This is a genomic window from Streptococcus sp. 27098_8_91 (assembly GCF_041432385.1).
Classification (GTDB): domain Bacteria; phylum Bacillota; class Bacilli; order Lactobacillales; family Streptococcaceae; genus Streptococcus.
In genome coordinates, this window is sequence record NZ_JAPVZN010000002.1 from 118230 (window position 1) to 141582 (window position 23353).

General features: G+C 38.5%; 23 protein-coding genes. 14 read left to right on the plus strand and 9 right to left on the minus strand.

Translation table 11 applies throughout. The features are described from left to right. Positions 1-96 precede the first annotated feature (96 nt). From dnaG to O3611_RS02490, 9 genes are all read left to right on the plus strand, one after another. A complete protein-coding gene (dnaG, locus tag O3611_RS02450) occupies positions 97-1857 on the plus strand; it encodes a DNA primase (RefSeq protein ID WP_371607703.1) in 1761 nt (586 codons plus the stop codon). 2 nt (positions 1858-1859) lie between these two features. Further along, positions 1860-2969 (plus strand): RNA polymerase sigma factor RpoD, encoded by a 1110-nt coding sequence (rpoD, locus tag O3611_RS02455; RefSeq protein WP_000201894.1) that lies wholly within the window; start codon positions 1860-1862, stop codon positions 2967-2969. A 17-nt stretch (positions 2970-2986) separates the two neighbouring features. After that, the gene (locus O3611_RS02460) at positions 2987-3316 is read left to right on the plus strand and encodes a metal-sulfur cluster assembly factor (protein ID WP_000331926.1); all 330 of its coding nucleotides are present in this window, start codon (positions 2987-2989) and stop codon (positions 3314-3316) included. A 99-nt stretch (positions 3317-3415) separates the two neighbouring features. Further along, on the plus strand, positions 3416-4468 hold the full coding sequence (locus O3611_RS02465; protein ID WP_228113854.1) for a glycosyltransferase family 4 protein: 1053 nt from the start codon (positions 3416-3418) through the stop codon (positions 4466-4468). An 8-nt stretch (positions 4469-4476) separates the two neighbouring features. Next, positions 4477-5793: a glycosyltransferase family 4 protein gene (locus O3611_RS02470; protein ID WP_153224709.1), complete on the plus strand. Its 1317-nt coding sequence runs from the start codon at positions 4477-4479 to the stop codon at positions 5791-5793. A 26-nt stretch (positions 5794-5819) separates the two neighbouring features. Continuing rightward, a complete protein-coding gene (locus tag O3611_RS02475) occupies positions 5820-6011 on the plus strand; it encodes a PspC domain-containing protein (RefSeq protein ID WP_075229473.1) in 192 nt (63 codons plus the stop codon). A gap of 30 nt (positions 6012-6041) precedes the next feature. Beyond that, entirely contained in the window at positions 6042-6176 is a 135-nt protein-coding gene (locus O3611_RS02480; protein ID WP_049548929.1) for a DUF4044 domain-containing protein, read from the plus strand. Positions 6177-6251: 75 nt separating this feature from the next. Then, positions 6252-7562: a GTPase ObgE gene (gene obgE, locus O3611_RS02485; protein ID WP_153224708.1), complete on the plus strand. Its 1311-nt coding sequence runs from the start codon at positions 6252-6254 to the stop codon at positions 7560-7562. A gap of 9 nt (positions 7563-7571) precedes the next feature. After that, positions 7572-7736, plus strand: a complete 165-nt coding sequence (locus O3611_RS02490) for a hypothetical protein (RefSeq protein ID WP_000502583.1) — start codon at positions 7572-7574, stop codon at positions 7734-7736. 34 nt (positions 7737-7770) lie between these two features. On the opposite strand, the gene O3611_RS02495 is transcribed toward O3611_RS02490, so the two are convergent. From O3611_RS02495 to nrdH, 6 genes are all read right to left on the minus strand, one after another. Then, entirely contained in the window at positions 7771-8241 is a 471-nt protein-coding gene (locus tag O3611_RS02495) for an arginine repressor (RefSeq protein WP_075231622.1), read from the minus strand. Next, complete coding sequence (locus O3611_RS02500) at positions 8192-10531, minus strand: Xaa-Pro dipeptidyl-peptidase (RefSeq protein WP_371607704.1); 2340 nt, start codon at positions 10529-10531, stop codon at positions 8192-8194. The genes O3611_RS02495 and O3611_RS02500 overlap by 50 nt, the downstream gene beginning before the upstream one ends. A gap of 274 nt (positions 10532-10805) precedes the next feature. After that, entirely contained in the window at positions 10806-11573 is a 768-nt protein-coding gene (locus tag O3611_RS02505) for a DeoR/GlpR family DNA-binding transcription regulator (protein ID WP_049526101.1), read from the minus strand. 127 nt (positions 11574-11700) lie between these two features. Continuing rightward, entirely contained in the window at positions 11701-12663 is a 963-nt protein-coding gene (gene nrdF, locus O3611_RS02510) for a class 1b ribonucleoside-diphosphate reductase subunit beta (protein WP_371607705.1), read from the minus strand. A 173-nt stretch (positions 12664-12836) separates the two neighbouring features. After that, positions 12837-14996, minus strand: coding sequence for a class 1b ribonucleoside-diphosphate reductase subunit alpha (gene nrdE / locus O3611_RS02515; RefSeq protein ID WP_371607706.1), 2160 nt, complete (start codon positions 14994-14996; stop codon positions 12837-12839). Between the two features lie 68 nt (positions 14997-15064). Beyond that, on the minus strand, positions 15065-15283 hold the full coding sequence (gene nrdH / locus O3611_RS02520; protein ID WP_000259242.1) for a glutaredoxin-like protein NrdH: 219 nt from the start codon (positions 15281-15283) through the stop codon (positions 15065-15067). Positions 15284-15645: 362 nt separating this feature from the next. Here nrdH and O3611_RS02525 point away from each other — a divergent pair, with 362 nt between their 5' ends. From O3611_RS02525 to udk, 3 genes are all read left to right on the plus strand, one after another. Beyond that, on the plus strand, positions 15646-15909 hold the full coding sequence (locus O3611_RS02525) for a phosphocarrier protein HPr (protein WP_000146952.1): 264 nt from the start codon (positions 15646-15648) through the stop codon (positions 15907-15909). A gap of 4 nt (positions 15910-15913) precedes the next feature. Next, on the plus strand, positions 15914-17647 hold the full coding sequence (gene ptsP, locus O3611_RS02530; RefSeq protein WP_371607707.1) for a phosphoenolpyruvate--protein phosphotransferase: 1734 nt from the start codon (positions 15914-15916) through the stop codon (positions 17645-17647). A 124-nt stretch (positions 17648-17771) separates the two neighbouring features. Then, entirely contained in the window at positions 17772-18410 is a 639-nt protein-coding gene (udk, locus tag O3611_RS02535; RefSeq protein WP_007555045.1) for a uridine kinase, read from the plus strand. 193 nt (positions 18411-18603) lie between these two features. Here the strand turns inward: udk and O3611_RS02540 are convergent, their stop codons facing one another. Genes O3611_RS02540 through O3611_RS02550 form a run of 3 tightly spaced genes read right to left on the minus strand, consistent with a single transcriptional unit; the run spans position 18604 to position 20403 of the window. After that, positions 18604-19167 carry an ECF transporter S component gene (locus O3611_RS02540; RefSeq protein ID WP_001042711.1) on the minus strand — a complete coding sequence of 188 codons (564 nt, stop codon included), beginning with the start codon at positions 19165-19167 and terminating at the stop codon, positions 18604-18606. After that, on the minus strand, positions 19151-19702 hold the full coding sequence (coaC, locus tag O3611_RS02545; RefSeq protein WP_371607708.1) for a phosphopantothenoylcysteine decarboxylase: 552 nt from the start codon (positions 19700-19702) through the stop codon (positions 19151-19153). Before coaC ends, O3611_RS02540 begins: the two co-directional genes overlap by 17 nt. 11 nt (positions 19703-19713) lie before the next feature. Next, positions 19714-20403, minus strand: a complete 690-nt coding sequence (locus O3611_RS02550; RefSeq protein ID WP_371607709.1) for a phosphopantothenate--cysteine ligase — start codon at positions 20401-20403, stop codon at positions 19714-19716. A 141-nt stretch (positions 20404-20544) separates the two neighbouring features. Here O3611_RS02550 and O3611_RS02555 point away from each other — a divergent pair, with 141 nt between their 5' ends. Both O3611_RS02555 and O3611_RS02560 read left to right on the plus strand, forming a co-directional pair. Continuing rightward, on the plus strand, positions 20545-21744 hold the full coding sequence (locus O3611_RS02555; protein WP_371607710.1) for a hypothetical protein: 1200 nt from the start codon (positions 20545-20547) through the stop codon (positions 21742-21744). Next, the gene (locus tag O3611_RS02560; RefSeq protein WP_371607711.1) at positions 21725-23200 is read left to right on the plus strand and encodes a hypothetical protein; all 1476 of its coding nucleotides are present in this window, start codon (positions 21725-21727) and stop codon (positions 23198-23200) included. Before O3611_RS02555 ends, O3611_RS02560 begins: the two co-directional genes overlap by 20 nt. Positions 23201-23353 lie beyond the last annotated feature (153 nt).

A 23353-nucleotide genomic window follows, 5' to 3' on the forward strand; every position in this document is an offset into this window, starting at 1 on the left:
AAATAGTCTCATGTAAAGTGTATGAAATGGTTTACTTTTTTTCAGAAATAAGCTATACTAGTTAGAGTAAACTGTGATAAAATGGAGGTATTGTCTATGGTTGACAAGAGACTCATCGAAGAGATCAAAAACAATACCAATATTGTCGAAATCATAGGAGAAGTGATTTCTTTACAAAAATCTGGACGGAACTTTTTAGGGCTCTGTCCTTTTCATGGTGAAAAGACCCCTTCCTTTAACGTGGTTGAAGATAAGCAATTTTACCACTGCTTTGGATGTGGTCGTTCTGGAGATGTTTTTAAGTTTATTGAGGAGTATCAGCAGGTAACCTTTGCGGATGCAGTGAGGATATTAGCTGAGAGACTGGGAATTCAGATGGCAGCGCCTGTTCAAAGTTCTGTACACCCTAGGTCACCCCATCAAAATCTCTACGATATGCATGAGAAAGCCGCTCGTTTTTATCATGCCATTCTCATGACGACTAAGATGGGTGAAGAGGCGAGAAACTATCTCTATAAACGTGGCTTAACAGATGATGTTCTCAAGCATTTTATGATTGGTTTGGCTCCAGCAGAACGCTCTTATCTATATCAGCGTTTAGCAGATGATTATAGTGAGAAGGACTTGCTGGATTCGGGTTTGTTTTATCTATCTGAGAGTAACCAATTCTTTGATACCTTTCATAATCGCATTATGTTTCCTCTTTCAAATGATCAAGGAAAGGTGATTGCCTTTTCTGGTCGTGTATGGCAAGAGGCCGATTCTCAAACTGGAAAGTATAAAAATAGTCGAGCGACGGCAATTTTTAACAAAAGTTACGAATTATATCATTTGGAGAGGGTAAAAAAAGGCTCGGGCAAGGCACCTGAAATCTACCTGATGGAAGGATTTATGGATGTCATTGCGGCTTATCGTGCTGGTATTGAAAATGCAGTTGCTTCTATGGGGACCGCACTGACGAGTGAACATGTGGAGCATCTGAAACGCTTTACCAAAAAAGTGATCGTCACCTATGACGGAGATAAGGCTGGGCAAGCTGCGACGGCTAAAGCCTTGGATGAGCTTAAAGATATACCTGTCCAAGTAGTCCAGATTCCTGACGCGATGGATCCGGATGAATATTTGCAGAAAAACTCTCCTCAAGACTTGGCTTATCTCTTAACCAATACACGCATTAGTCCTGTTGAGTTTTACATCCATCATTTCAGACCTGAAAATAGTGAAAATCTACAAGCTCAGATTGAATTTATAGAGAAAATTGCCCCCTTAATCGCAAAGGAACCCTCTATCACAGCTCAGAATTCCTACATTCACATTTTGACGGATCACTTGCCATCTTTTGACTATCAGCAAGTCGAACATATTGTCAATGAAAGTCGTGTCAGACAGAGAAAGGAGAAGGTCAAGGAGACCTATAGTCCCAGTCCTATCACCATGTCTGTCTCCAAGCAGCTGACAGCAGTGATGAGAGCGGAGGCTCATATTCTCTACCGAATGATGGAACATCCCTTGGTGCTCAATGACTACCGCTTAAGAGATGACTTTATCTTTGAAACTCCAGAGTTTCAGACCTTGTATGGACTCTTGATTGATAATGGAAGTATCTCGTCTGAGGATTTGGCTCATCAGACCAGAGAAGTGGAGAGTGCTTGGTATCAAGTCCTAGCCTTAGATTTGCCACCTGAGATGTCCCCTCACGAGTTAGCTGAAGTGGAAGAGTCTCGAAAAAGAGCTCTTTTGAATCAGGAAAATCTGCAAATTAAAAAGAAAGTTCAGGAAGCTAGCCATGTCGGTGATACAGACACCGCATTAGAAGAGCTAGAACGCTTAATTGCCCAAAAAAGAAGAATGGAGTAAGAATGGCAACAAAACAAAAAGAAGTAACAACCTTTGACGTTCAAGTAGCGGAATTTATTCGCAATCATAAAAAAACTGGTACGGCAACAGATGATGAAATCAATAACGCCTTAGTAATCCCTTTTACTTTAGATGTGGAAGGTATTGAGAATCTTTTGCAACGCATTCAAGATGCTGGTATCTCAATTACGGACAACGAAGGAAATCCAAGTGCGCGTGTTTTGAGCACTGAGGAAGAACCAGAGTTGACTGATGAAGATTTGATCGGTTCAACCTCTGCTAAGGTCAATGACCCTGTCCGTATGTATTTGAAAGAAATCGGGGTTGTTCCTCTGCTTACAAATGAAGAGGAAAAAGAATTGGCCCTTGCTGTTGAAGCGGGTGATATCGAAGCTAAACAACGCCTTGCAGAAGCGAACCTTCGTTTGGTAGTATCTATCGCTAAACGTTATGTTGGACGTGGAATGCAGTTCCTTGACTTGATTCAAGAAGGAAACATGGGCTTGATGAAGGCCGTTGATAAATTTGACTACTCTAAAGGGTTCAAATTCTCAACTTATGCGACTTGGTGGATTCGTCAGGCCATTACTCGTGCCATTGCTGACCAAGCTCGTACCATCCGTATCCCAGTTCACATGGTGGAAACCATTAACAAGCTTGTTCGTGAACAACGTAATCTTCTTCAAGAGTTGGGACAAGATCCAACTCCTGAACAAATCGCTGAACGCATGGATATGACACCTGACAAAGTTCGTGAAATCCTCAAGATTGCCCAAGAACCTGTTTCTCTTGAAACACCTATCGGTGAAGAGGACGATAGCCATCTTGGTGACTTTATCGAGGACGAAGTGATTGAAAATCCAGTGGACTATACAACTCGTATCGTTTTGCGCGAACAATTGGATGAAGTCTTGGATACTCTTACAGACCGCGAAGAGAATGTCTTGCGACTTCGTTTTGGTCTAGATGATGGGAAAATGCGTACTCTTGAAGATGTTGGTAAAGTCTTTAACGTAACACGTGAACGTATCCGTCAGATTGAAGCCAAAGCTTTGAGAAAACTTCGCCAGCCAAGTCGAAGCAAACCACTTCGTGATTTCATTGAAGATTAAGTTAAGGGAGAATGAAGATGGCTTACACAGAAGAACAAATCGAAAATATCAAAACACGTATTTTGACAGCCCTAGAAGAAGTGATTGACCCAGAGTTGGGGATTGATATTGTCAATCTAGGCTTGATCTACGAGATTCGTTTTGATGGCGATACAGGTGAGACTGAAATTGATATGACCTTGACAACCATGGGTTGTCCCTTGGCAGATCTTTTAACTGACCAAATCTATGATGCTATGACAGATGTTCCAGAAGTTACTAACGTTGAAGTCAAATTAGTTTGGTATCCAGCTTGGACAGTTGAGAAAATGAGCCGTTACGCTCGTATCGCTTTAGGTATCAAGTAAGTATATTATGAAAAGAGAAATAGTGTAGACGCCAGGAATTCCCAGCTTTTATACTATCTCTCTTTTTATTTGCTGATTTTATTTGAAGAAAATGGTATAATGGTTACTATGGAAAAAGAGAAATTACGCATCAACATGCTAAGTTCAAGTGAAAAAGTGGCGGGCCAAGGTGTGTCTGGTGCATACCGTGAACTGGTACAGCTTTTAAAACGAGATGCGAAAGACCAACTGATCGTAACAGAAAATCTTCCAATCGAAGCGGATGTTACTCATTTTCATACGATTGATTTTCCTTATTATCTCTCGACCTTTCAGAAAAAACGTTCTGGACGTAAGATTGGCTATGTTCACTTCTTACCAGATACCTTGGAAGGTAGTTTGAAGATTCCATTCTTCTTAAAGGGGATTGTCAAACGCTATGTATTTTCTTTTTATGACCGTATGGAGCATCTGGTTGTGGTCAATCCTAGCTTCATTGAGGATTTGGTTGCTGCTGGAATTCCACGTGAAAAAGTGACCTATATTCCTAATTTTGTCAACAAAGAAAAATGGCATCCACTTCCTATAGAGCAAGTCGAACAACTTCGTAAAGATATGGGGATTGATGAGAATCAGTTTGTAGTCGTTGGTGCAGGTCAGGTTCAGAAGCGCAAAGGAATAGATGACTTTATCACTCTAGCTGAGGAATTACCTGATATCACTTTTATTTGGGCTGGTGGCTTCTCTTTTGGGGGAATAACCGATGGTTATGAGCGCTATAAAAAGATTATGGATAACCCTCCTGAAAATCTAATTTTCCCAGGGATTGTTGATCCAGAACGGATGAGAGAACTCTATGCCTTGGCTGATCTTTTCTTGCTTCCAAGTTATAACGAGCTCTTTCCAATGACTATTTTAGAAGCTGCGAGTTGTGAAGCACCCATTATGCTTCGTGATCTAGATCTTTACAAGGTCATTCTTGAAGGAAATTACAGACCAACAAGTGATGTAGAAGAGATGAAAGCGGCTATCTTGGAATATCGAGAGCATCCAGAAGCACTAAAAGAATTAAAAGAAAAGGCTAAGGCCATTTCAAGAGAATATTCAGAAGAGCATCTTCTTGAGATCTGGCTAAAATTCTATCGGGAGCAAGCAGATTTAGGAAAAAAATGAGGTAGTATATGCGAATTGGTTTATTTACAGATACTTATTTCCCGCAGGTCTCGGGTGTTGCGACCAGTATTCGAACCTTAAAAACAGAACTTGAAAAGCAAGGACATGCCGTCTTTATCTTTACAACAACAGACAAGGATGTTAATCGTTATGAAGACTGGCAGATTATTCGTATCCCTAGTGTTCCTTTCTTTGCCTTTAAGGATCGACGTTTCGCCTATCGTGGATTTACGAAAGCTCTTGAGATAGCAAAACAATACAAGCTGGATATTATTCATACGCAGACTGAGTTTTCTCTTGGTTTATTAGGGATTTGGATAGCGCGTGAGCTGAAAATCCCTGTTATTCATACCTATCATACCCAGTACGAAGATTATGTTCACTATATCGCTAAAGGGATGTTGATTCGTCCAGGTATGGTCAGGTATCTTGTGAGAGGCTTCCTTCATGATGTTGATGGTGTGATTTGTCCGAGTGAAATTGTGCGCGACTTGTTATCGGATTATAAGGTCAAAGTTGAAAAGCGTGTTATTCCTACAGGTATTGAGCTAGCCAAGTTTGAACGACCAGAGATTGGACCAGAACATATCGCAGACTTACGGGTTAAACTAGGTATTAAGGAAGATGAAAAAATGCTTCTTAGCCTTTCGCGTGTGTCTTACGAGAAGAATATTCAGGCGGTACTAGCTGCATTTGCAGAGGTTCTAAAAGAAGAACAAAAGGTGAAATTAGTCGTTGCTGGTGATGGGCCTTATCTGGAAAACCTCAAGGAGCAAGCAGGAGATTTGCAAATTCAGGATTCTGTTATCTTTACAGGTATGATCGCTCCGAGTGAGACAGCACTTTACTATAAGGCTGCTGACTTCTTCATTTCAGCTTCTACAAGTGAGACTCAGGGGTTAACCTATCTAGAAAGTTTGGCTAGCAAGACACCAATTATAGCTCATGGAAATCCCTATCTTGATAACCTCATCAATCATAAAATGTTTGGAACGCTTTATTATGAAGAGAGAGATCTAGCAGGGGCTATTTTAGAAGCTTTAATTGCAACTCCAAAGATGGATGAGAAACTTTTGGCTGAAAAATTGTATGAAATTTCAGCTGAGAATTTTGCTAAGAGAGTCCATGAGTTTTATTTGGATGCTATCATCTCAAACAATTTTGAAAAAGAATTGACTGCAGATGAACCTGTTACGAAACGTATTTTAAAGACAGTATTTTATATACCACAACAGGCAGTTTCAGTTCCAGTCAAAAGTTCTAAACGAATGTTAAAGGCATCTAAGAAACAGTTGAATGATTTGAGAGATTATTGGAATGACTAGGATCATCAAAGAAAGGAAATGAAGAAATGAAAAAGAAATTTATGAGAAGTAGTCGAGATCAAAAAATCGGTGGAGTATGCGCTGGTCTAGCTAATTATTTTGATATTGATCCTACAATTGTACGTGTAATCTGGGGAGTTCTAGCTTTTTGTTATGGTAGTGGACTTATTGCTTACTTAATTTTATGGGCAATTGCTCCAGTTTCGGAAGAATATTAAAAATAGGGAATTATAGAAAAGGAGAGAATAATGGCATTTGGTGATAATGGAAAACGTAAAAAAACATTTTTTGAGAAATTGACACTATTCGTCGTTTTGATTATGTTGTTTGTAACCTTAGCAGGTATCTTTGCTACAGCCATTGGTGTATTTAGCAGATTTTAAAATGCTAGATTTTCTAGCAAGTAGTAATAGTTGGTGACTGGGATTTCCCAGCCCTTTTTAAAGTGAGAAAAGAATATGAGTATGTTTTTAGATACAGCCAAGATTAAGGTCAAGGCTGGAAATGGTGGCGATGGGATGGTTGCCTTTCGCCGTGAAAAATACGTCCCTAATGGCGGTCCATGGGGTGGCGATGGAGGCCGTGGAGGTAACGTTGTCTTTGTTGTAGATGAAGGTTTACGTACCCTGATGGACTTCCGTTACAATCGTCATTTCAAAGCCCAATCGGGTGAAAAAGGGATGACCAAAGGAATGCATGGTAGAGGGGCAGAAGACTTGATTGTTCGAGTGCCTCAAGGTACAACTGTACGTGATGCGGAGACTGGGAAAGTTCTCACTGATTTGATAGAGAACGGCCAAGAGTTCATCGTGGCTCATGGAGGTCGTGGTGGTCGTGGGAACATCCGTTTTGCGACACCAAAAAATCCTGCTCCAGAGATCTCTGAGAATGGAGAACCTGGTCAGGAGCGCGAATTACAGTTAGAACTTAAAATTCTTGCGGATGTTGGTTTGGTTGGATTCCCTTCAGTTGGAAAATCAACTCTGCTCAGCGTAATTACCTCTGCAAAACCTAAAATTGGTGCCTATCACTTTACAACAATCGTTCCAAATCTTGGTATGGTCCGTACCCAATCAGGTGAGTCCTTTGCAGTGGCAGACCTTCCTGGTTTGATTGAAGGAGCAAGTCAAGGTGTGGGCTTGGGAACTCAGTTCCTTCGCCATATTGAGCGTACTCGCGTTATCCTTCACATCATCGATATGTCAGCCAGTGAAGGTCGCGATCCTTACGAAGATTATCTAGCTATTAACAAAGAGTTGGAATCTTACAACCTTCGTCTAATGGAGCGTCCCCAAATCATTGTTGCTAATAAGATGGATATGCCAGAAAGTCAGGAAAACCTTGAAGAATTCAAGAAAAAATTGGCAACTAACTTTGATGAGTTCGAGGAATTACCAGCAATCTTCCCAATATCAGGTTTGACTAAACAAGGTTTAGCACCTTTACTAGATGCAACAGCAGAGCTCCTTGATAAGACTCCAGAATTCCTTCTTTATGACGAGTCAGAAATGGAAGAAGAAGTTTATTATGGCTTTGACGAAGAAGAAAAACCATTTGAAATTAGTCGTGATGACGATGCAACTTGGGTACTTTCAGGTGAAAAACTCATCAAACTCTTTAACATGACTAACTTTGATCGTGATGAGTCTGTCATGAAGTTTGCTCGTCAGTTGCGTGGTATGGGAGTTGATGAAGCTCTCCGTGCTCGTGGCGCCAAGGATGGAGATTTGGTTCGTATCGGTAAGTTTGAGTTTGAGTTTGTAGACTAGGAGATAGCTATGGGAGATAAACCGATATCTTTCCGTGATGCTGATGGAAATTTTGTTTCTGCAGCAGATGTCTGGAATGAGAAGAAGTTAGAAGAACTGTTTAATCGCCTCAATCCAAATAGAGCGTTGAGACTTGCAAGGACTAAAAAGCAAGCTGAAAATAGCAAATCATAAAATTAACCCGTGATATTATTATCACGGGTTTTTGCTACCGATCAAAAAATAGAGGTGGTGCAAATTGTTTGAGGCGTTCAAAGCAAGATTGAGCTTGTTCCTTATCCTCGCAGATAACCAAACAGACATCATTTCCACAGATAGTAGCCACTATTTCAGGGAAGTTTAGGGCGTCCAAGATAGATCCGAAGGATTGTGCCAAACCTGGATAGGTTTTGATAACAACCTGGTGTTGGACGGGTTGCATCATGTAGAGTGCTTCCTCCATATAGACTTCTAGCCGTTTTTCCCACTTGGATGTAGAGTCAGTGTTGATTGAATAATAGGAGTGTTCACCTTCACGAATCTTAGAAAGATTCATCAGATTGATGTCTCTTGAAAGTGTTGCTTGTGTGACCTGTACTCCGTTTTCAATCAGTAGTTCTTGTAATTCAGTTTGGGTATGAATTTTTTGTTTAGTGATTAAGGCTCGGATGAGTTGGTGTCTTTGCTCGGCTTTGTTCATCTACAGTTACCTCCCTTTGAAAAGGTATCTCAAGACTAGACTGTGCAAGATCGACAGTCAAGTGATAGTCTGTATTGTCACGTACAGTAATCTCAAAGTCTGTTGTGTAAAGAACGAGACGTACTGTATCGCTTTCTTTTAGTTTGTAAATAGTTGGTTGGAGTTCAAATTGGAATTCCATCCATTCATCAGGCTTAACTTCTTCAATTTTCAATAAATCATAACGATTTTGAAGATTGAGATAGCCTTTGGTGATAACGCGTTGAGCATTTGGACTAAATGGTAGCTCGCAAAGGTTTTCCAGCATATGGTAACGACCATTATCAATCGTACGAGCAGCCAAGACTCCTGGATACGGTTGTAGGTATTTCTTTTGACCAAGTTCGAGAAGTTGAGCAGAAAGTAAGCCTTTATTGGTACTTGATTTGAGACGGAGGTTTAGTTTAACACGACCGTTGAGATGAAGGTCTTCTGTCACTGGCAGATCAATAGTTACCTGATTGACTTTCCCTTGATAGAGTTCATTGTTAAAGGTTTGGTAGGTCTTTCCAAAACGTTCAAAGTCTGATTCTTGGTAATGATTTTCAATGACAGCTTCTTCAGTACCTAAAGAGAAAGTTTTATGGTCACTTTGATTTCCAAAATCTTCAAGAGTTACCCAGGTTTGTGGACTGGTGTTATCTTGCCAAACGACTCTTGGAAGCTGGTAGTCAGTTTCTTGCCCCAATAATTTCTGCGTCAAAAGAGCATTCATGGATTCACGGAAATCAATAGACTGCCAGTTGTTCATATAAACATGGGCACCGTTATGATAAAAGAGATGTTTCTTAATATTGCTTGGAAGAGCATTGAACATTTGATAGACATGAAGTGGTTTGACATTCCAGTCTTGCGAACCGTGGGTAAAGACAACTTCAGTCTTAACTTTTTCAGCATTAAGTAGGTAGTTTCTGTCATGCCAGAATTGGTTATAATCTCCAGTTTTACGGTCTAGATTTTTCTTCAGTTCTTCTATAGACTCTTTATGAGCTTCGTTTCCACGAATATAGTCACCAGCTAAGAGATTACGAGAATAAGTTAATTCATCTAATGAATCGAAGTCCTCCCCTGGATAGCCACCAGGGCTTGTTACCAGACCATTTTCTCGATAATAGTTGTACCAAGAAGAAATACCGGCTTCAGCAATAATGACTTCTAAACCATCAACTCCTGTAGTTGCAAGACCATTAGACATTGTTCCTAGATAAGAAAGACCAGTAGTGGCAACTTTTCCATTTGACCAGTCAGCCTTGACCTGACGTTTACGACTGTGGTCTGTGAAGGCACGACAACGACCATTGAGCCAATCAATAACATTTTTATAGGCTTCAACTTGGCGGTAATCTCCGTTGGTCATTTGACCTTGAGAATCCTTGGTTCCAAGACCAGATACGTAGATATTTGCAAATCCTCTTGGAAGGAAGTAGTCGTTAAGTGTGTAGCTGCTATTGATATGAGTGAGTTTTTCTTCAGCTTCTGGAACGAGTTCAGCTTCTCCAACAGGTTCAACCAAGTCTAATGTTGGTTTTTCTAGAGAAATTTCATGTGCTTCCTTGACTTCTAGCTCAGCTTCCATTTTGTAAAGAGCTTTATCACTTGCTTTATCATTGGTTCCTTGATGGTAAGGACTTGCCGTCATAACAGCTGGAATTTTGCCGTGGTAAGATGGACGAATAATGTTTACCTTGATAAGATCTGGCAGTCCATCATTATCAGAATTAATACGACTTTCCACATAAACAACTTCCCGAATAGCATTGTTTGCAGAGAAGGTTGCCAAGCTCTTGCCATTGAAGTGGTGGTAATCATTGTCCTCAGGGATAAGACCATCGCTAACCAATTGATCGATCAAGGTATTTCCCTTTTTAGTGCGCGTGTTAAGGAGTTGATAGAGATTGTCAATCAAATCTCCGTATACAATAGGGAATGCCGTTTCTTTGTGAAAAACAAGACCATCTTCAAAGTCCGTTAAGTAGCTGAAACCAAGCAACTGAAAGGCAACAGTATAGAAAATCTCTGCAGTTAATTCACGATCAGAATTGAAGAAAGTGAGCAGATCAGTTTCTTTATCTACAGCTAAAGTTGAGAGGGGATAATCTGTATTTTTGTAATTGAAAAAGCAAGTTCTAACAAAAGCTTCAAACAGTTCTTTATCAGAATTTGATTGGTCAAGCTTGAATCCAAGGCTGGATAATTCCTGTAAAGCTTCTTGTTGGCTTACAGGATAGTAACTGAATTGATTAAAACGCATAGATGCCTCCTTTGAAGAATCATTCTAAATTTATTATATCAAAAAAGTAGAGGAAATGATAGAAAATACAAGTAACTGTTATAATAAACTAAAAAGGATGACTTCGTGAAATGGAATATAAAAAGACAGATTCGAGGAATCTATTAAATTAAAAATACAGAAATCATAGATTTGAAAAATAATTGAAATATTTTAGATTGCACGCTTAATATAAAATAAAAAACTAGCCATGTAATTAGTAGTAGCTACTAAATTCTATGACTAGTTGTAGAGTTTAAGGTTTTGACTTGATAATTTTAGTTTGTTTAGATAGTGATTGGAGTGTTTGGTCACTTAATTTTGAATCAGTGATAATAGTGTCAATATCTGAGATATTGTAAAATGTAAAGAAATCAAATTTATCAAATTTGCTATGGTCAGCTAGGAGATATTTTTTATTGGCGTTTTCTAGTGCTAATTTCTGTGCTTCACCTTCATCTTCACTAAAAGTAGCAATAGCATGATCCTTGATACCATTACAACTAACGAAAGCTTTTGAAAATTGCAAACTAGCGATATCTTGAAGAGTGAGAGTTCCGACAAAAGCTCCTGTAATTGAACGATAATTACCACCGATTAGAATGAGATCAGTTAGCTTACGCTCGTTTAGAATGAGAAATACAGGCAAACTATTGGTAACAACACGAATGTTATCGATAGGAAGTTCACGCGCAAAGAATTCTAATGTGGTACCTGGACCAATGAAAATAGTTTCTCTTTCTTCAACTAAGTGACCTGCAAAGCGAGCAATTTCTTGTTTTTCTGCTGTTTGTAGTCCTTGTTTTTCAACGTTAGAACGCTCATTATTTAATAAGGAACCTGTTCGAAGTTTTTCAGCACCGCCATGAACTCGAACCAGCAAATCCTTATCCGCTAACTCTTGTAAATATCGTCTAGCTGTCATATCGGAAATATCAAGGCGATTCATAATCTCTTTAACAGTGATAGTTCCTTTTGTATTAACAATGTCTAAAATAGTATCTAATTTTTCTTGCTTCAGCATTGAACCACCCCCAAATCTAATATTATTTTATCATATTTTAAACAGCTAAGCAACTTAAAGAAAACAAAAATAAACAAAAAAAAACATCTAGTTTTTAAATAAACTTTGATGTTTTTTAGGTTAGGTATTAATTTAGTCCATAGTTATAATCATCATCCTGCATAGCTTCAACTTCACCAAGTAGATAACCATTACCAACTTGAGAGAAGAAGTCGTGGTTTGATGTACCAGTTGAAATCCCGTTCATAACGATTGGGTTGACATCATCTGCTGAGTCTGGGAAAAGTGGATCTTGTCCCAGGTTCATGAGTGCCTTGTTAGCATTGTAGCGAAGGAAGGTTTTAACCTCTTCAGTCCATCCGACTTCGTCATAGAGGCTCTCTGTGTAGCCTTCTTCATTCTCATAAAGAGTATAGAGAAGGTCGTACATCCATTCTTTGAGTTTTTCTTGCTCATCTTCTGGTAATTCATTGAAACCAAGCTGGAACTTGTAGCCGATGTAGGTTCCGTGTACAGACTCGTCACGAATAATCAATTTGATAATTTCTGCCACGTTGGCCAACTTGTTGTTTCCAAGATAGTAGAGTGGTGTGAAGAAACCAGAGTAGAAAAGGAAGGTTTCAAGGAAAACACTCGCTACTTTCTTTTCAAGAGGAGTTCCGTTTAGGTAGATTTCATTGATAATTTCAGCTTTTTTCTGAAGATATGGATTAGTATTAGTCCATTCAAAAATTTCTTCAATTTCAGACTTGGTATTTAAGGTTGAGAAGATAGAAGAGTAAGACTTAGCATGGACAGATTCCATAAACTGGATATTGTTAAAAACAGCTTCCTCGTGAGGTGTACGAATATCAGCACGAAGAGCCTGGATACCAGTTTCTGATTGCATGGTATCAAGAAGGGTCAAACCTCCAAAAACTTTACCGACAAGGTCTTTTTCCTTGTTAGAAAGCTTTCTCCAGTCATCTAAGTCGTTTGACAAAGGGATGCGCGTATCGAGCCAGAACTGCTCAGTCAGTTTTTCCCAGGTTGATTTATCGATGACATCTTCGATGGCATTCCAGTTAATGGCTTTGTAGTAAGTTTTCATTTGAAATCTCTTTCTGTGTGTAGTAATGCGATAACATAATCATTCTTATTTTATCATAATTCTATGCTATAATCGAACAAAAAGTCGGATGCCCGACTTTTATGTTCTTACATGATTTTATCAGCAAAATACGTTAAATGGATTAAGTAAATGTAATTTTTTTGAGAGTTGAATTAAATCACACAGCTCTCACATTGGTTAGCACCGACTTCTCCACCATCATCTGTAAAGGTACGGACGTAGTAGATAGACTTGATACCTTTGTTGAAGGCATAGTTACGAAGGATAGACAAGTCACGTGTTGTTTGTTTATTTTCTGATTTCCATTCGTAAAGACCTGTTGGGATATCACTGCGCATGAAGAGTGTGAGTGAAAGTCCTTGGTCCACGTGCTCAGTCGCAGCAGCATAAACATCAATTACCTTACGCATATCCATGTCATAAGCAGAAGTGTAGTAAGGAATTGTTTCTGTTGACAAACCAGCAGCAGGATAGTAGATCTTACCAATTTTCTTCTCTTGGCGTTCTTCGATACGTTGCGTAATTGGGTGAATAGAGGCAGAAACATCGTTGATGTAGCTGATAGAACCATTTGGCGCTACAGCAAGGCGGTTTTGGTGGTAAAGTCCATCTGCTTTAACTTTATCACGAAGTTCAGCCCAGTCAGCAGCAGTAGGAATAAAGATATCTTTGAAGAGCTCTTTAACACGGTCTGATTTCGGAAGGAATTCGCCAGTTAAATACTTATCAAAGTAGCTTCCGTTAGCATAGTCTGATTTTTCAAAGTTGTGGAAGGTTACACCACGTTCACGTGCGATATTGTTTGACTCAACCAAGGTCCAGTAGTTCATAAGCATAAAGTAGATGCTTGTAAATTCAACAGACTCAGGTGATCCGTATTCGATCAATTGTTGAGCAAGATAGCTGTGAAGTCCCATAGCTCCAAGTCCAAATGTATGAGCTTGGCTGTTTCCGTGGTCGATAGTAGGAACAGCGACGATGTGTGAACTATCTGTAACAAAAGTAAGGGCACGAACCATAGCACGGATGGAGCGACCAAAGTCAGGTGAAGTCATCATGTTGACCACGTTTGTTGAACCAAGGTTACATGAGACATCAGTACCCATTTTTAGGAACTCCTGAGCATCATTGATAAGACTTGGTTCTTGGACTTGAAGAATCTCTGAACACAAGTTACTCATGATAATCTTACCATCGACAGGATTTGCACGGTTAGCAGTATCGATGTTTACTACATAAGGATAGCCAGATTCTTGTTGCAATTTAGAAATTTCAGTTTCCAAATCACGCGCTTTGATTTTTGTCTTACGGATGTTTGGATTTGCAACTAGCTCATCGTATTTTTCTGTGATATCGATGTAGTTAAATGGCACGCCGTATTCAAGCTCTACAGAGTAAGGACTGAAGAGGTACATTTCTTCATTTTTACGAGCCAATTCGTAGAATTTATCTGGAACCACAACACCAAGTGAAAGAGTCTTGACACGCACTTTTTCATCGGCGTTTTCCTTCTTAGTTGAAAGGAAGGCGATGATATCTGGGTGAAAGACATTGAGGTAAACAACCCCAGCACCTTGACGTTGACCGAGTTGGTTAGAGTAAGAGAAGCTGTCTTCGAAAAGCTTCATAACTGGTACGACACCAGAAGCAGCACCCTCATAGCCTTTAATAGGAGCTCCAGCTTCACGAAGGTTGCTGAGGGAAATTCCCACACCACCACCAATACGTGAAAGTTGAAGAGCAGAGTTGATAGAACGTCCGATAGAGTTCATATCATCTGTTACCTGAATCAAGAAACATGATACCAATTCACCACGACGTGCACGGCCTGCATTCAAGAAAGAAGGAGTAGCAGGTTGATAACGTTGGTGGATGATTTCATTAGCAATATCAATAGCAATCGCTTCATCACCATCCGCGAAGTAAAGAGCGTTAAAGAAGACACGGTCTTCCATGCTCTCAAGATAGTACTCTCCGTCATTAGTTTTCAAGGCGTATTGATTATAGAATTTATAGGCAGCCATGAAAGACTTAAATTGGAAGTTTTGGTCTTTGATAAATTCAGATAGTTCTTCCAAAAATTCTGGACGGTATTTCTTGATAAATGCTGTTTCAATATAGTTATGTTCAATAAGGAAATTTATTTTATCCGTAATTGAATGAAAAACCATTGTATTAGGTACAACATTTTCTTTAAAGAAGGCTTCAAGAGCTTCCTTGTCTTTGTGAAGCATGATTTGTCCATTCACAGGACGGTTAATTTCGTTATTAAGACGGAAGTAAGTCACATCTTCAAGTTGTTTTAATCCCATAAAAAATCCTTTATCTAATTACAAAAGAAAGGCTTCTAAGATAGACATAGAAGCTTTTGTCTTGATTCTTAAGCAAGTTGTTTGAGTTTACCTGGTTGGAAACCAGAGAAAACTTCTGTTGGTGTCTGAATGATAGGAGCGGCACTAAAGCCAAGCTCTTTTACTTGATCAATGTATTCAGGCTGTTCATCAAGATTGATTTCTTTATATTCAACATTATTACTGTCCAAAAAGCGTTTGGTCATTTTACATTGGACACAGTTGTTTTTAGAATATACGGTTACCATTGTGTAAGTCCTCTTTAAAAATTAATTACTTTCTTAGTATATCAGAAAAAAAAACTTTGTCAACTTTCTAAAACTAAATCTTGTGTAATTGTTTTACCGATTTTACCTACGAACACAATATATAGTGTAGACTTTGAAAGCAACTAGCGAAAAAGCATTATTTCAATGATTAGGATTTTCACCAAAACTACATACTGTGTTTTGTTAAATTTAATAGAAGATTTTCAGCAAGTTATCTGAAAGGAAATTGAAGAAAGTCCATAAAATACTTGAAAAATATCAATGAAGGTGATATAATACTAAATTGTAAGGGTTATCAGATATGTAACTCAACAAGAAAACTATTAAAGGAGAGTCAAACTATGGCTTCTAAAGATTTCCACGTAGTGGCAGAAACAGGTATCCACGCACGTCCAGCAACATTGTTGGTACAAACTGCTAGCAAATTTGCTTCAGATATCACTCTTGAGTATAAAGGTAAATCAGTTAACCTTAAATCTATCATGGGTGTAATGAGTCTTGGTGTTGGTCAAGGTGCTGACGTTACAATCACTGCTGAAGGTGCAGACGCTGATGACGCTATCGCTGCAATCTCAGAAACAATGGAAAAAGAAGGATTGGCATAAGGAAATGACAGAAATGCTTAAAGGAATCGCAGCATCTGACGGTGTTGCAGTTGCAAAAGCATATCTACTCGTTCAACCGGATTTATCATTCGAGACTGTTACAGTCGAAGATACAAATGCAGAAGAGGCTCGTTTGGATGTTGCTCTTGAAGCTTCTCAAAACGAGCTTTCTCTTATCCGCGAGAAGGCTGTAGGTACGCTTGGTGAAGAAGCGGCACAAGTATTTGACGCTCACTTGATGGTTCTTGCTGACCCTGAATTGATTGGTCAAATCAAAGAAACTATCCGTGCTAAGAAAGTGAATGCAGAAGCAGGTCTGAAAGAAGTTACAGATATGTTTATCACAATCTTTGAAGGCATGGAAGACAATCCATACATGCAGGAACGTGCAGCGGATATCCGTGACGTAACAAAACGTGTATTGGCTAACCTCCTTGGTAAAAAATTGCCAAACCCAGCTTCTATCAATGAAGAAGTGATCGTGATTGCTCACGACTTGACTCCATCTGATACAGCTCAATTGGACAAAAACTTTGTAAAAGCTTTTGTAACAAACATTGGTGGTCGTACAAGTCACTCAGCTATCATGGCTCGTACACTTGAAATCGCTGCAGTTTTGGGTACAAACAATATCACTGAAATTGTCAAAGATGGTGACCTACTTGCCGTTAACGGTATTACAGGTGAAGTGATTATCAACCCTAGTGAAGAACAAGCGGCTGAATTTAAAGCAGCTGGTGAAGCTTACGCTCAACAAAAAGCTGAATGGGCACTCTTGAAGGATGCTCAAACTGTTACTGCTGACGGTAAACACTTTGAATTGGCTGCCAACATTGGTACTCCAAAAGACGTTGAGGGTGTTAATGACAACGGTGCAGAAGCTGTAGGTCTTTACCGTACAGAGTTCTTGTACATGGATTCTCAAGACTTCCCAACTGAAGACGAGCAGTACGAAGCATACAAGGCTGTTCTTGAAGGAATGAACGGTAAGCCAGTTGTCGTTCGTACAATGGATATCGGTGGTGACAAGGAGCTTCCTTACTTCGATATGCCACATGAAATGAACCCATTCCTTGGTTTCCGTGCTCTTCGTATCTCTATCTCTGAAACTGGAGATGCAATGTTCCGCACTCAAATCCGTGCTCTTCTTCGTGCTTCTGTACACGGTCAATTGCGTATCATGTTCCCAATGGTTGCGCTTTTGAAAGAATTCCGTGCAGCTAAAGCAGTATTCGATGAAGAAAAAGCAAACCTTCTTGCTGAAGGTGTTGCAGTTGCGGATGACATCCAAGTTGGTATCATGATTGAAATTCCTGCAGCAGCAATGCTTGCAGACCAATTCGCAAAAGAAGTTGACTTCTTCTCAATTGGTACAAACGACTTGATCCAATACACAATGGCAGCAGACCGTATGAACGAGCAAGTTTCATACCTTTACCAACCATATAACCCATCGATCCTTCGTTTGATCAACAACGTTATCAAAGCAGCTCACGCTGAAGGCAAATGGGCTGGTATGTGTGGTGAGATGGCTGGTGACCAAACAGCTGTTCCACTTCTTGTCGGAATGGGCTTGGATGAGTTTTCTATGTCAGCGACATCTGTACTTCGTACACGTAGCTTGATGAAGAAACTTGACACTGCTAAAATGCAAGAATACGCTAACCGTGCTCTTACAGAATGTTCAACAATGGAAGAAGTTCTTGAACTTTCTAAAGAATACGTTAACTTCGATTAATTAATTACAAATCCTTGTAGCTTCTAGCTATGAGGATTTTTTCTTCTATTTCCTAGAAAACTCCATCTGTAAAATTTATCAAAAATATGGTAAAATAGACAGGGGAAAAAACAAGGAGGCTACAATGCAAAATAGACCAATCATTATCGGAGTAACAGGTGGATCTGGAGGAGGAAAGACAAGCGTATCTAAAGCAATCTTGTCGCATTTTCCAAATGAAAAAATCTCTATGATTGAGCATGATTCCTACTATAAAGATCAATCTCATCTAACCTTTGAAGAGCGTATTAAGACCAACTATGACCATCCTTTTGCTTTTGATACTGATTTGATGATTGAGCAAATCAAAGAGTTGTTGGCAGGTCGTCCAGTTGATATTCCTACCTATGATTATGCTGCCCATACCAGAAGTTCTAAAACTTATCGTCAAGAACCTCAGGATGTCTTTATCGTAGAAGGAATCTTGGTTTTGGAGGACAAACGACTTCGTGATTTGATGGATATCAAGATTTTCGTAGATACAGATGATGATGTTCGTATCATTCGCCGTATTAAACGTGATATGGAAGAACGTGGTCGTAGCCTGGATAGCGTTATTGACCAGTATCTTGGTGTGGTAAAACCCATGTATCATCAATTTATTGAGCCAACAAAGCGTTATGCAGATATCGTTATTCCAGAAGGAGTAACCAATACAGTAGCTATTGATTTGCTGACAACAAAGATTGAAAAGATTTTAGAAGAAGCACGTCTTGCTCAATAATAAGCAGATAAAAAGGCTGTGGGAAAGTAAATATTTTTCTAAGATTGAAGCCTTTTCCAATATCAGTGAGTCTTTACAATCATGCTTTTAGATAGTCTCGTCAAAGGGACTTTTAGAAGTCTGTAATCTTAATTAAATACAGAGTCAGTTACTTAGGTCAAATAAAAATCGAGGCCGGGATTTTCCCGACCTCTTATTTTTTGATTTTTTCAAGTCTCGGAACAATAACTAGGGTCAGTATTGCTGAGATTATGAGTTCTGCAATAGAATTTGTTGAGATAACAGTAGCTAATAGTTTTTGGATATTTCCGTCAAAAACATTTCCAAAGAGGAAGAAGATTCCGCCTAGTACAAATACAGTATTTGTGAGGGAACCGAGTGCTCCCGCGAAGATAAGCCCTGCCTTGTTTTTGAGGAGTTTGTAGACAAAGTATGGAGTTAAACCAATAAGGATGCGTGGTACAATCGCAATAACTAGGGAGTAGATGTTACCATTTGGCACAAATGGAGAGAAGAGGTAGCTGGTTGGGAGAATCGTGATCGTATTGACTGTCAAGCTAATCATTCCCATCAAGAAACCTAAGATTGCACCAATCCGTGGTCCGTAGATGATACTAGCAATGATGACTGGGATATGGACTATGGTCGGTTTAATTGGAAAGGGCAAGACATTAAAGACAATAGAGCTCAGCAGATGAATGACGATCATGCTGGCAAAAAAGATAGCAATTGGAGCAATATTAGAGCGTTTGTTCATGAAGTTTTTCCTTTATCTGTTGTAAAATAGTATCAAGATCAGCAAGAGCACCACGTCCTACATCGCCACAGGCCAGTAGGGACTCTTTTGGAGCAATAATTGTATAACCATAAGTTTCTAAAGTTTTTAGGTTTGTTTGAGTTGCTGGATGGTCATACATTTTGGTATTCATAGCAGGTGCTACTAGTTTTGGAATATAGTGTGGCAAGGCAAGAGCAGTAGCAGTAACCATATTGTCGGCAAAACCGTGCGCGACTTTCGCAATCGTATTAGCGGTCGCAGGGGCAAGGATAAACAAGTCTGTTTCTTTTCCTAGCTCGATATGATTGACTTTGTCAGGATATGGTTCCTGCATAAGATCGAGATGAACTGTATTTTGAGATAAGACTTGAAGGGTTAAAGGTTGAATAAAGGCAGTCGCAGCCTGAGTCATGAGTACAGTAACAGAATGCCCTTGTTTCTTCAAGCCACTTACCAAATCAGCAGCCTTGTAAGAGGCGATAGAGCCTGTCACAGCGAGTGTAATACGAGCCATAATTTTCCTTTCTAACGATCAAATCCTTGAATTTTTCTGACTAACAAGTCAGCAATTTCTTGTTTGCTAGCAGCAATCTGATAATCTTTTTCCTCTACTAGATAAGCCAGGTGTTGATCAACATTAATCTGAGTGAGGTCATTAGCGACAATCAAGTCTGCTTGATTCTTTACAAGACTTTCTCTAGCGATTTGAATCAGATGCTCCTTAGTAACATCGACAAGCAGTTTAAAGCCAATGAGATGGATACTTGGATTCCATTCTTTAACAAGAGAGATAATCTTTGGATTTTTCTTGAGAAATAGGACTTGCACCTCATCCTTAGAGGAGATCTTTGTTTCCATATTTTTCTTATGTAAAAATTCACTTAAATCTTGGCTCGCTTGAACTTGGTCAAGACCTGTCATGTAAACTGGGCTGTAGTCAGAAACAGCCATTGAATGGATCAAGACTTGATAATCAGGGACAATCCGTTTCATCTCTTGGAGTAAATCGGAAGTGTTTTTGATTTCAATCATAGTCAAATTCGGGTGTAGTTCTGGTTTTAGTGCTTGTTGCGTAGTAATCAGACAAACTTGGTGACCAGCTTTTAGTAAAGTCTCAGTTATAACTTTACCAAGTCTACCAGTAGAGTGGTTGGTAATGGAGCGAACTCGGTCAATTGCTTCGCTTGTACCACCAGATGTAACTAAAATTTTCATAGAACTATTGTACAAAAAAATGAACAGTAAGTAAAATGAAAGCGATAAAATATAACTAAACTTTATAACTATATTATTATTGACAATTAATTTAAGATATAAGATAATTATTTTAGTTATATATGAAAAGGGGAAGCCGTTATGGACTTTTTTAAGTTTGCAGATAATATGGTTAAAGAAGCTAGTAAAGTAATTGATGATGCTAGTAAGACAACCAGTAGTGTACTTAATGAAGCTGGAAAAGCTTTAGATAGCGCTGGGAAAGTTACAGGAGATTTATTATCAGATTCTGTAAAAGTAATAGGAGATGTATCAAATAAGATAGGAAATGTTGTTTCAGACGTTTCAGGTCAAGCTGCTACAGTAGCGAATGATACTGTTCAACAAGTAACAGAGGTTGCATCTGGCACGCTTAATCAAGCTGGTAAAGTTGCAACGGAAGCAAAAACACAAATTGATTCAATAGATATTTTTAATGGTAAACTAAGGTCCGAAGCTGTTGCGAATTATCATGAATCTATTCAAACATATAATGAAAAAGCTACAGATCTAACGAATAAATCGACTGAGCTTTATAAAAGTAGAGACAAGGCGATCAAAGTTGTCAAAATCATTGAAGAAAGAATTAGTAAATTAGCAAATAAACCGAAAGAATTTGAAACAAAATTAGACGAAATAATTGTTGAAATACAGAATTTCGAAGATAAGCAGTTAGCTATTACTCAGGCAATCAAAGAAGCAGAATTAGCCAGCGGTAGTACGGCAGCTACAGCTTCTTTAAGTGCTTTAGGTGTGACAGTCGCAACTTTAGGTCCTACTGCAGCTATGGGAGTTGCAACTACTTTTGGTGTCGCATCAACAGGAACAGCAATTTCTAGCTTGACAGGTGCAGCAGCAAATAGTGCGGCATTAGCTTGGTTAGGTGGAGGAAGTCTAGCAGCAGGCGGAGGAGGTATGGCTGCTGGCAATGCCTTTTTAGCCATGGCGGGCCCTGTTGGTTGGGGGATTGCTGGCTTAATGTTAACAGCGTCTGTCGGAGCAGGTGTTTTTGCTAATAAAAAAAATGAAGAAGTAGCTAAAGAAGCGCTTGATGAACAAAAGAAAATTGAGTTATTAATTAGACAAACTGATAAATCAATAATAGAAATTAGTGAATTAATTAATTTAATTGAAAAGCAAACTGAGGGGATTTATTTAGCCAACTTATCTTTAACTGGGCTGGACTATAGCTTATTTTCTGAAGAAGAAAAATATCAAGCAGGTGCTTTAGTAAATTCAACCCTCTCACTTACTTCGATGATTAATAAGGAAATTAAAATAAATGATGAATCAGGCTGTTAATAGAGCATTTTATCAAGGGATAGGTGCTTATGTCAATTGTTTAAACAACTTGAGAATTCAAGACTTACAAATTGCCATGAAAATGATTGAGGATGAAGCTCGACATGTCATTTTAAACAAGGACAATGCCTCTAAAATTTTAAACTATGCTAGAGATAACATTGAAGACGTTATTCTAAAGAATCGTGGAGGTGAATACGGCGGTCACGGTTTTATTGCTGAATTTGCAGAAGCAGGAATTGTGAATGCGAGAAGAGCTTTTGAAGGATTAAATCCTATTGTAAAAGTATTGAATGATAATGGACCAGCCGATTTATTAATTGGTAGAAATACCATTCAAATGAAGTTTTATAATAATTTACGTGATGAACTAGCTCAATCATTTCATTACAGTGCAAAAATGAAAATGATGTTTCCAAAAGATCACGTGTTAGTATACGAAAAAATTATGGCTGGCGCCAAAGAAGTTGAATTTAATGGTAAAAAATTGTCTATTAAACAAATTACTGATATACGACAAATGATCAATGATATTACCGAAAGCAAGGGACTTACTTCATATAAATCTTGGATGAAATCATCTGTTCTAAATTATGATGATGCTAAAAGAAATTCAATTAATAAAGTATTAGACTTAGAGAAAATAAAAATTGATAAAAAGGTCAAAGTAAAGCGGAGAGAATTAGCTAAGAAGAAAATTCTTGCCAAAAAAAATTCTTTACCAAATTTAAGAGAAGCTAACAAGATTGCAAAAAATACTTTTCTTTTACAAGGTGGTTTAGCATTAATGTCAGCTGTGTATGGGAAATACAAAGAAGGAAAAACAATTTTTGAATTTGATCAATCAGATTGGTTAGACTGTGGACTGGAAACAGTGGAAGGTGCGGTAAAAGGTTCTATATCAGGTTACGCGATTTATGGTCTCACTAATGTTTTTAAAATGAGTGCTCCTAATGCAAGTGCGTTTGTAACAGCAAGTTACGGCATGGTAGATATTATTACTAAACTTAGAACAAATGAGATTACTGAGGATGAATTTATAAATTTTATAACTATCAATACATTGGATACAACATTAGCGACAATTGGTTCATGCGTTGGTCAAACACTTATTCCTGTCCCTGTCTTAGGAGCAGTAGTAGGTTCAATAGCTACTTCAATAATTTGGGAAATAGGTAAAGGAATTTTAAGTGATAGGGAACAGGAATTAATTCAAGATTACAGGGAAAACTTAGATAATCATATCAAAAAGTTAGATGATAAATACAAGATTATTTTTAATGATGTTATGGATAAATATCATAAACTAGGACAATTACAGGATTACTCTTTTGATTTATCTATCAATACACGTCTTCGTTTTGAATATACAATTGAATTAGCTGAGTATATAGGAGTTTCTGATGACGAAATTCTACATGATTTATCCGAAATTGATAGCTACTTTCTGAGTTAGTAGAAAGCTTTCAACTATAGTTAAAACCTATAAAGGCATATAAAAATTTAAATAGAGATAAATAAAGCCTGTGATTTAGCCATATTTACGAACGTTAACAAACATAATGACTGTTAAAAATCTTATTTTATGTTATAATGAAATAACACATTA

Coding starts and splice junctions, on each gene's coding strand:
- dnaG (WP_371607703.1), top strand. CDS start 97: ATGGTTGACAAGAGACTCATCGAAGAGATCAAAAACAATACCAATATT.
- rpoD (WP_000201894.1), top strand. CDS start 1,860: ATGGCAACAAAACAAAAAGAAGTAACAACCTTTGACGTTCAAGTAGCG.
- O3611_RS02460 (WP_000331926.1), top strand. CDS start 2,987: ATGGCTTACACAGAAGAACAAATCGAAAATATCAAAACACGTATTTTG.
- O3611_RS02465 (WP_228113854.1), top strand. CDS start 3,416: ATGGTTACTATGGAAAAAGAGAAATTACGCATCAACATGCTAAGTTCA.
- O3611_RS02470 (WP_153224709.1), top strand. CDS start 4,477: ATGCGAATTGGTTTATTTACAGATACTTATTTCCCGCAGGTCTCGGGT.
- O3611_RS02475 (WP_075229473.1), top strand. CDS start 5,820: ATGAAAAAGAAATTTATGAGAAGTAGTCGAGATCAAAAAATCGGTGGA.
- O3611_RS02480 (WP_049548929.1), top strand. CDS start 6,042: ATGGCATTTGGTGATAATGGAAAACGTAAAAAAACATTTTTTGAGAAA.
- obgE (WP_153224708.1), top strand. CDS start 6,252: ATGAGTATGTTTTTAGATACAGCCAAGATTAAGGTCAAGGCTGGAAAT.
- O3611_RS02490 (WP_000502583.1), top strand. CDS start 7,572: ATGGGAGATAAACCGATATCTTTCCGTGATGCTGATGGAAATTTTGTT.
- O3611_RS02495 (WP_075231622.1), bottom strand. CDS start 8,241: ATGAACAAAGCCGAGCAAAGACACCAACTCATCCGAGCCTTAATCACT.
- O3611_RS02500 (WP_371607704.1), bottom strand. CDS start 10,531: ATGCGTTTTAATCAATTCAGTTACTATCCTGTAAGCCAACAAGAAGCT.
- O3611_RS02505 (WP_049526101.1), bottom strand. CDS start 11,573: ATGCTGAAGCAAGAAAAATTAGATACTATTTTAGACATTGTTAATACA.
- nrdF (WP_371607705.1), bottom strand. CDS start 12,663: ATGAAAACTTACTACAAAGCCATTAACTGGAATGCCATCGAAGATGTC.
- nrdE (WP_371607706.1), bottom strand. CDS start 14,996: ATGGGATTAAAACAACTTGAAGATGTGACTTACTTCCGTCTTAATAAC.
- nrdH (WP_000259242.1), bottom strand. CDS start 15,283: ATGGTAACCGTATATTCTAAAAACAACTGTGTCCAATGTAAAATGACC.
- O3611_RS02525 (WP_000146952.1), top strand. CDS start 15,646: ATGGCTTCTAAAGATTTCCACGTAGTGGCAGAAACAGGTATCCACGCA.
- ptsP (WP_371607707.1), top strand. CDS start 15,914: ATGACAGAAATGCTTAAAGGAATCGCAGCATCTGACGGTGTTGCAGTT.
- udk (WP_007555045.1), top strand. CDS start 17,772: ATGCAAAATAGACCAATCATTATCGGAGTAACAGGTGGATCTGGAGGA.
- O3611_RS02540 (WP_001042711.1), bottom strand. CDS start 19,167: ATGAACAAACGCTCTAATATTGCTCCAATTGCTATCTTTTTTGCCAGC.
- coaC (WP_371607708.1), bottom strand. CDS start 19,702: ATGGCTCGTATTACACTCGCTGTGACAGGCTCTATCGCCTCTTACAAG.
- O3611_RS02550 (WP_371607709.1), bottom strand. CDS start 20,403: ATGAAAATTTTAGTTACATCTGGTGGTACAAGCGAAGCAATTGACCGA.
- O3611_RS02555 (WP_371607710.1), top strand. CDS start 20,545: ATGGACTTTTTTAAGTTTGCAGATAATATGGTTAAAGAAGCTAGTAAA.
- O3611_RS02560 (WP_371607711.1), top strand. CDS start 21,725: ATGATGAATCAGGCTGTTAATAGAGCATTTTATCAAGGGATAGGTGCT.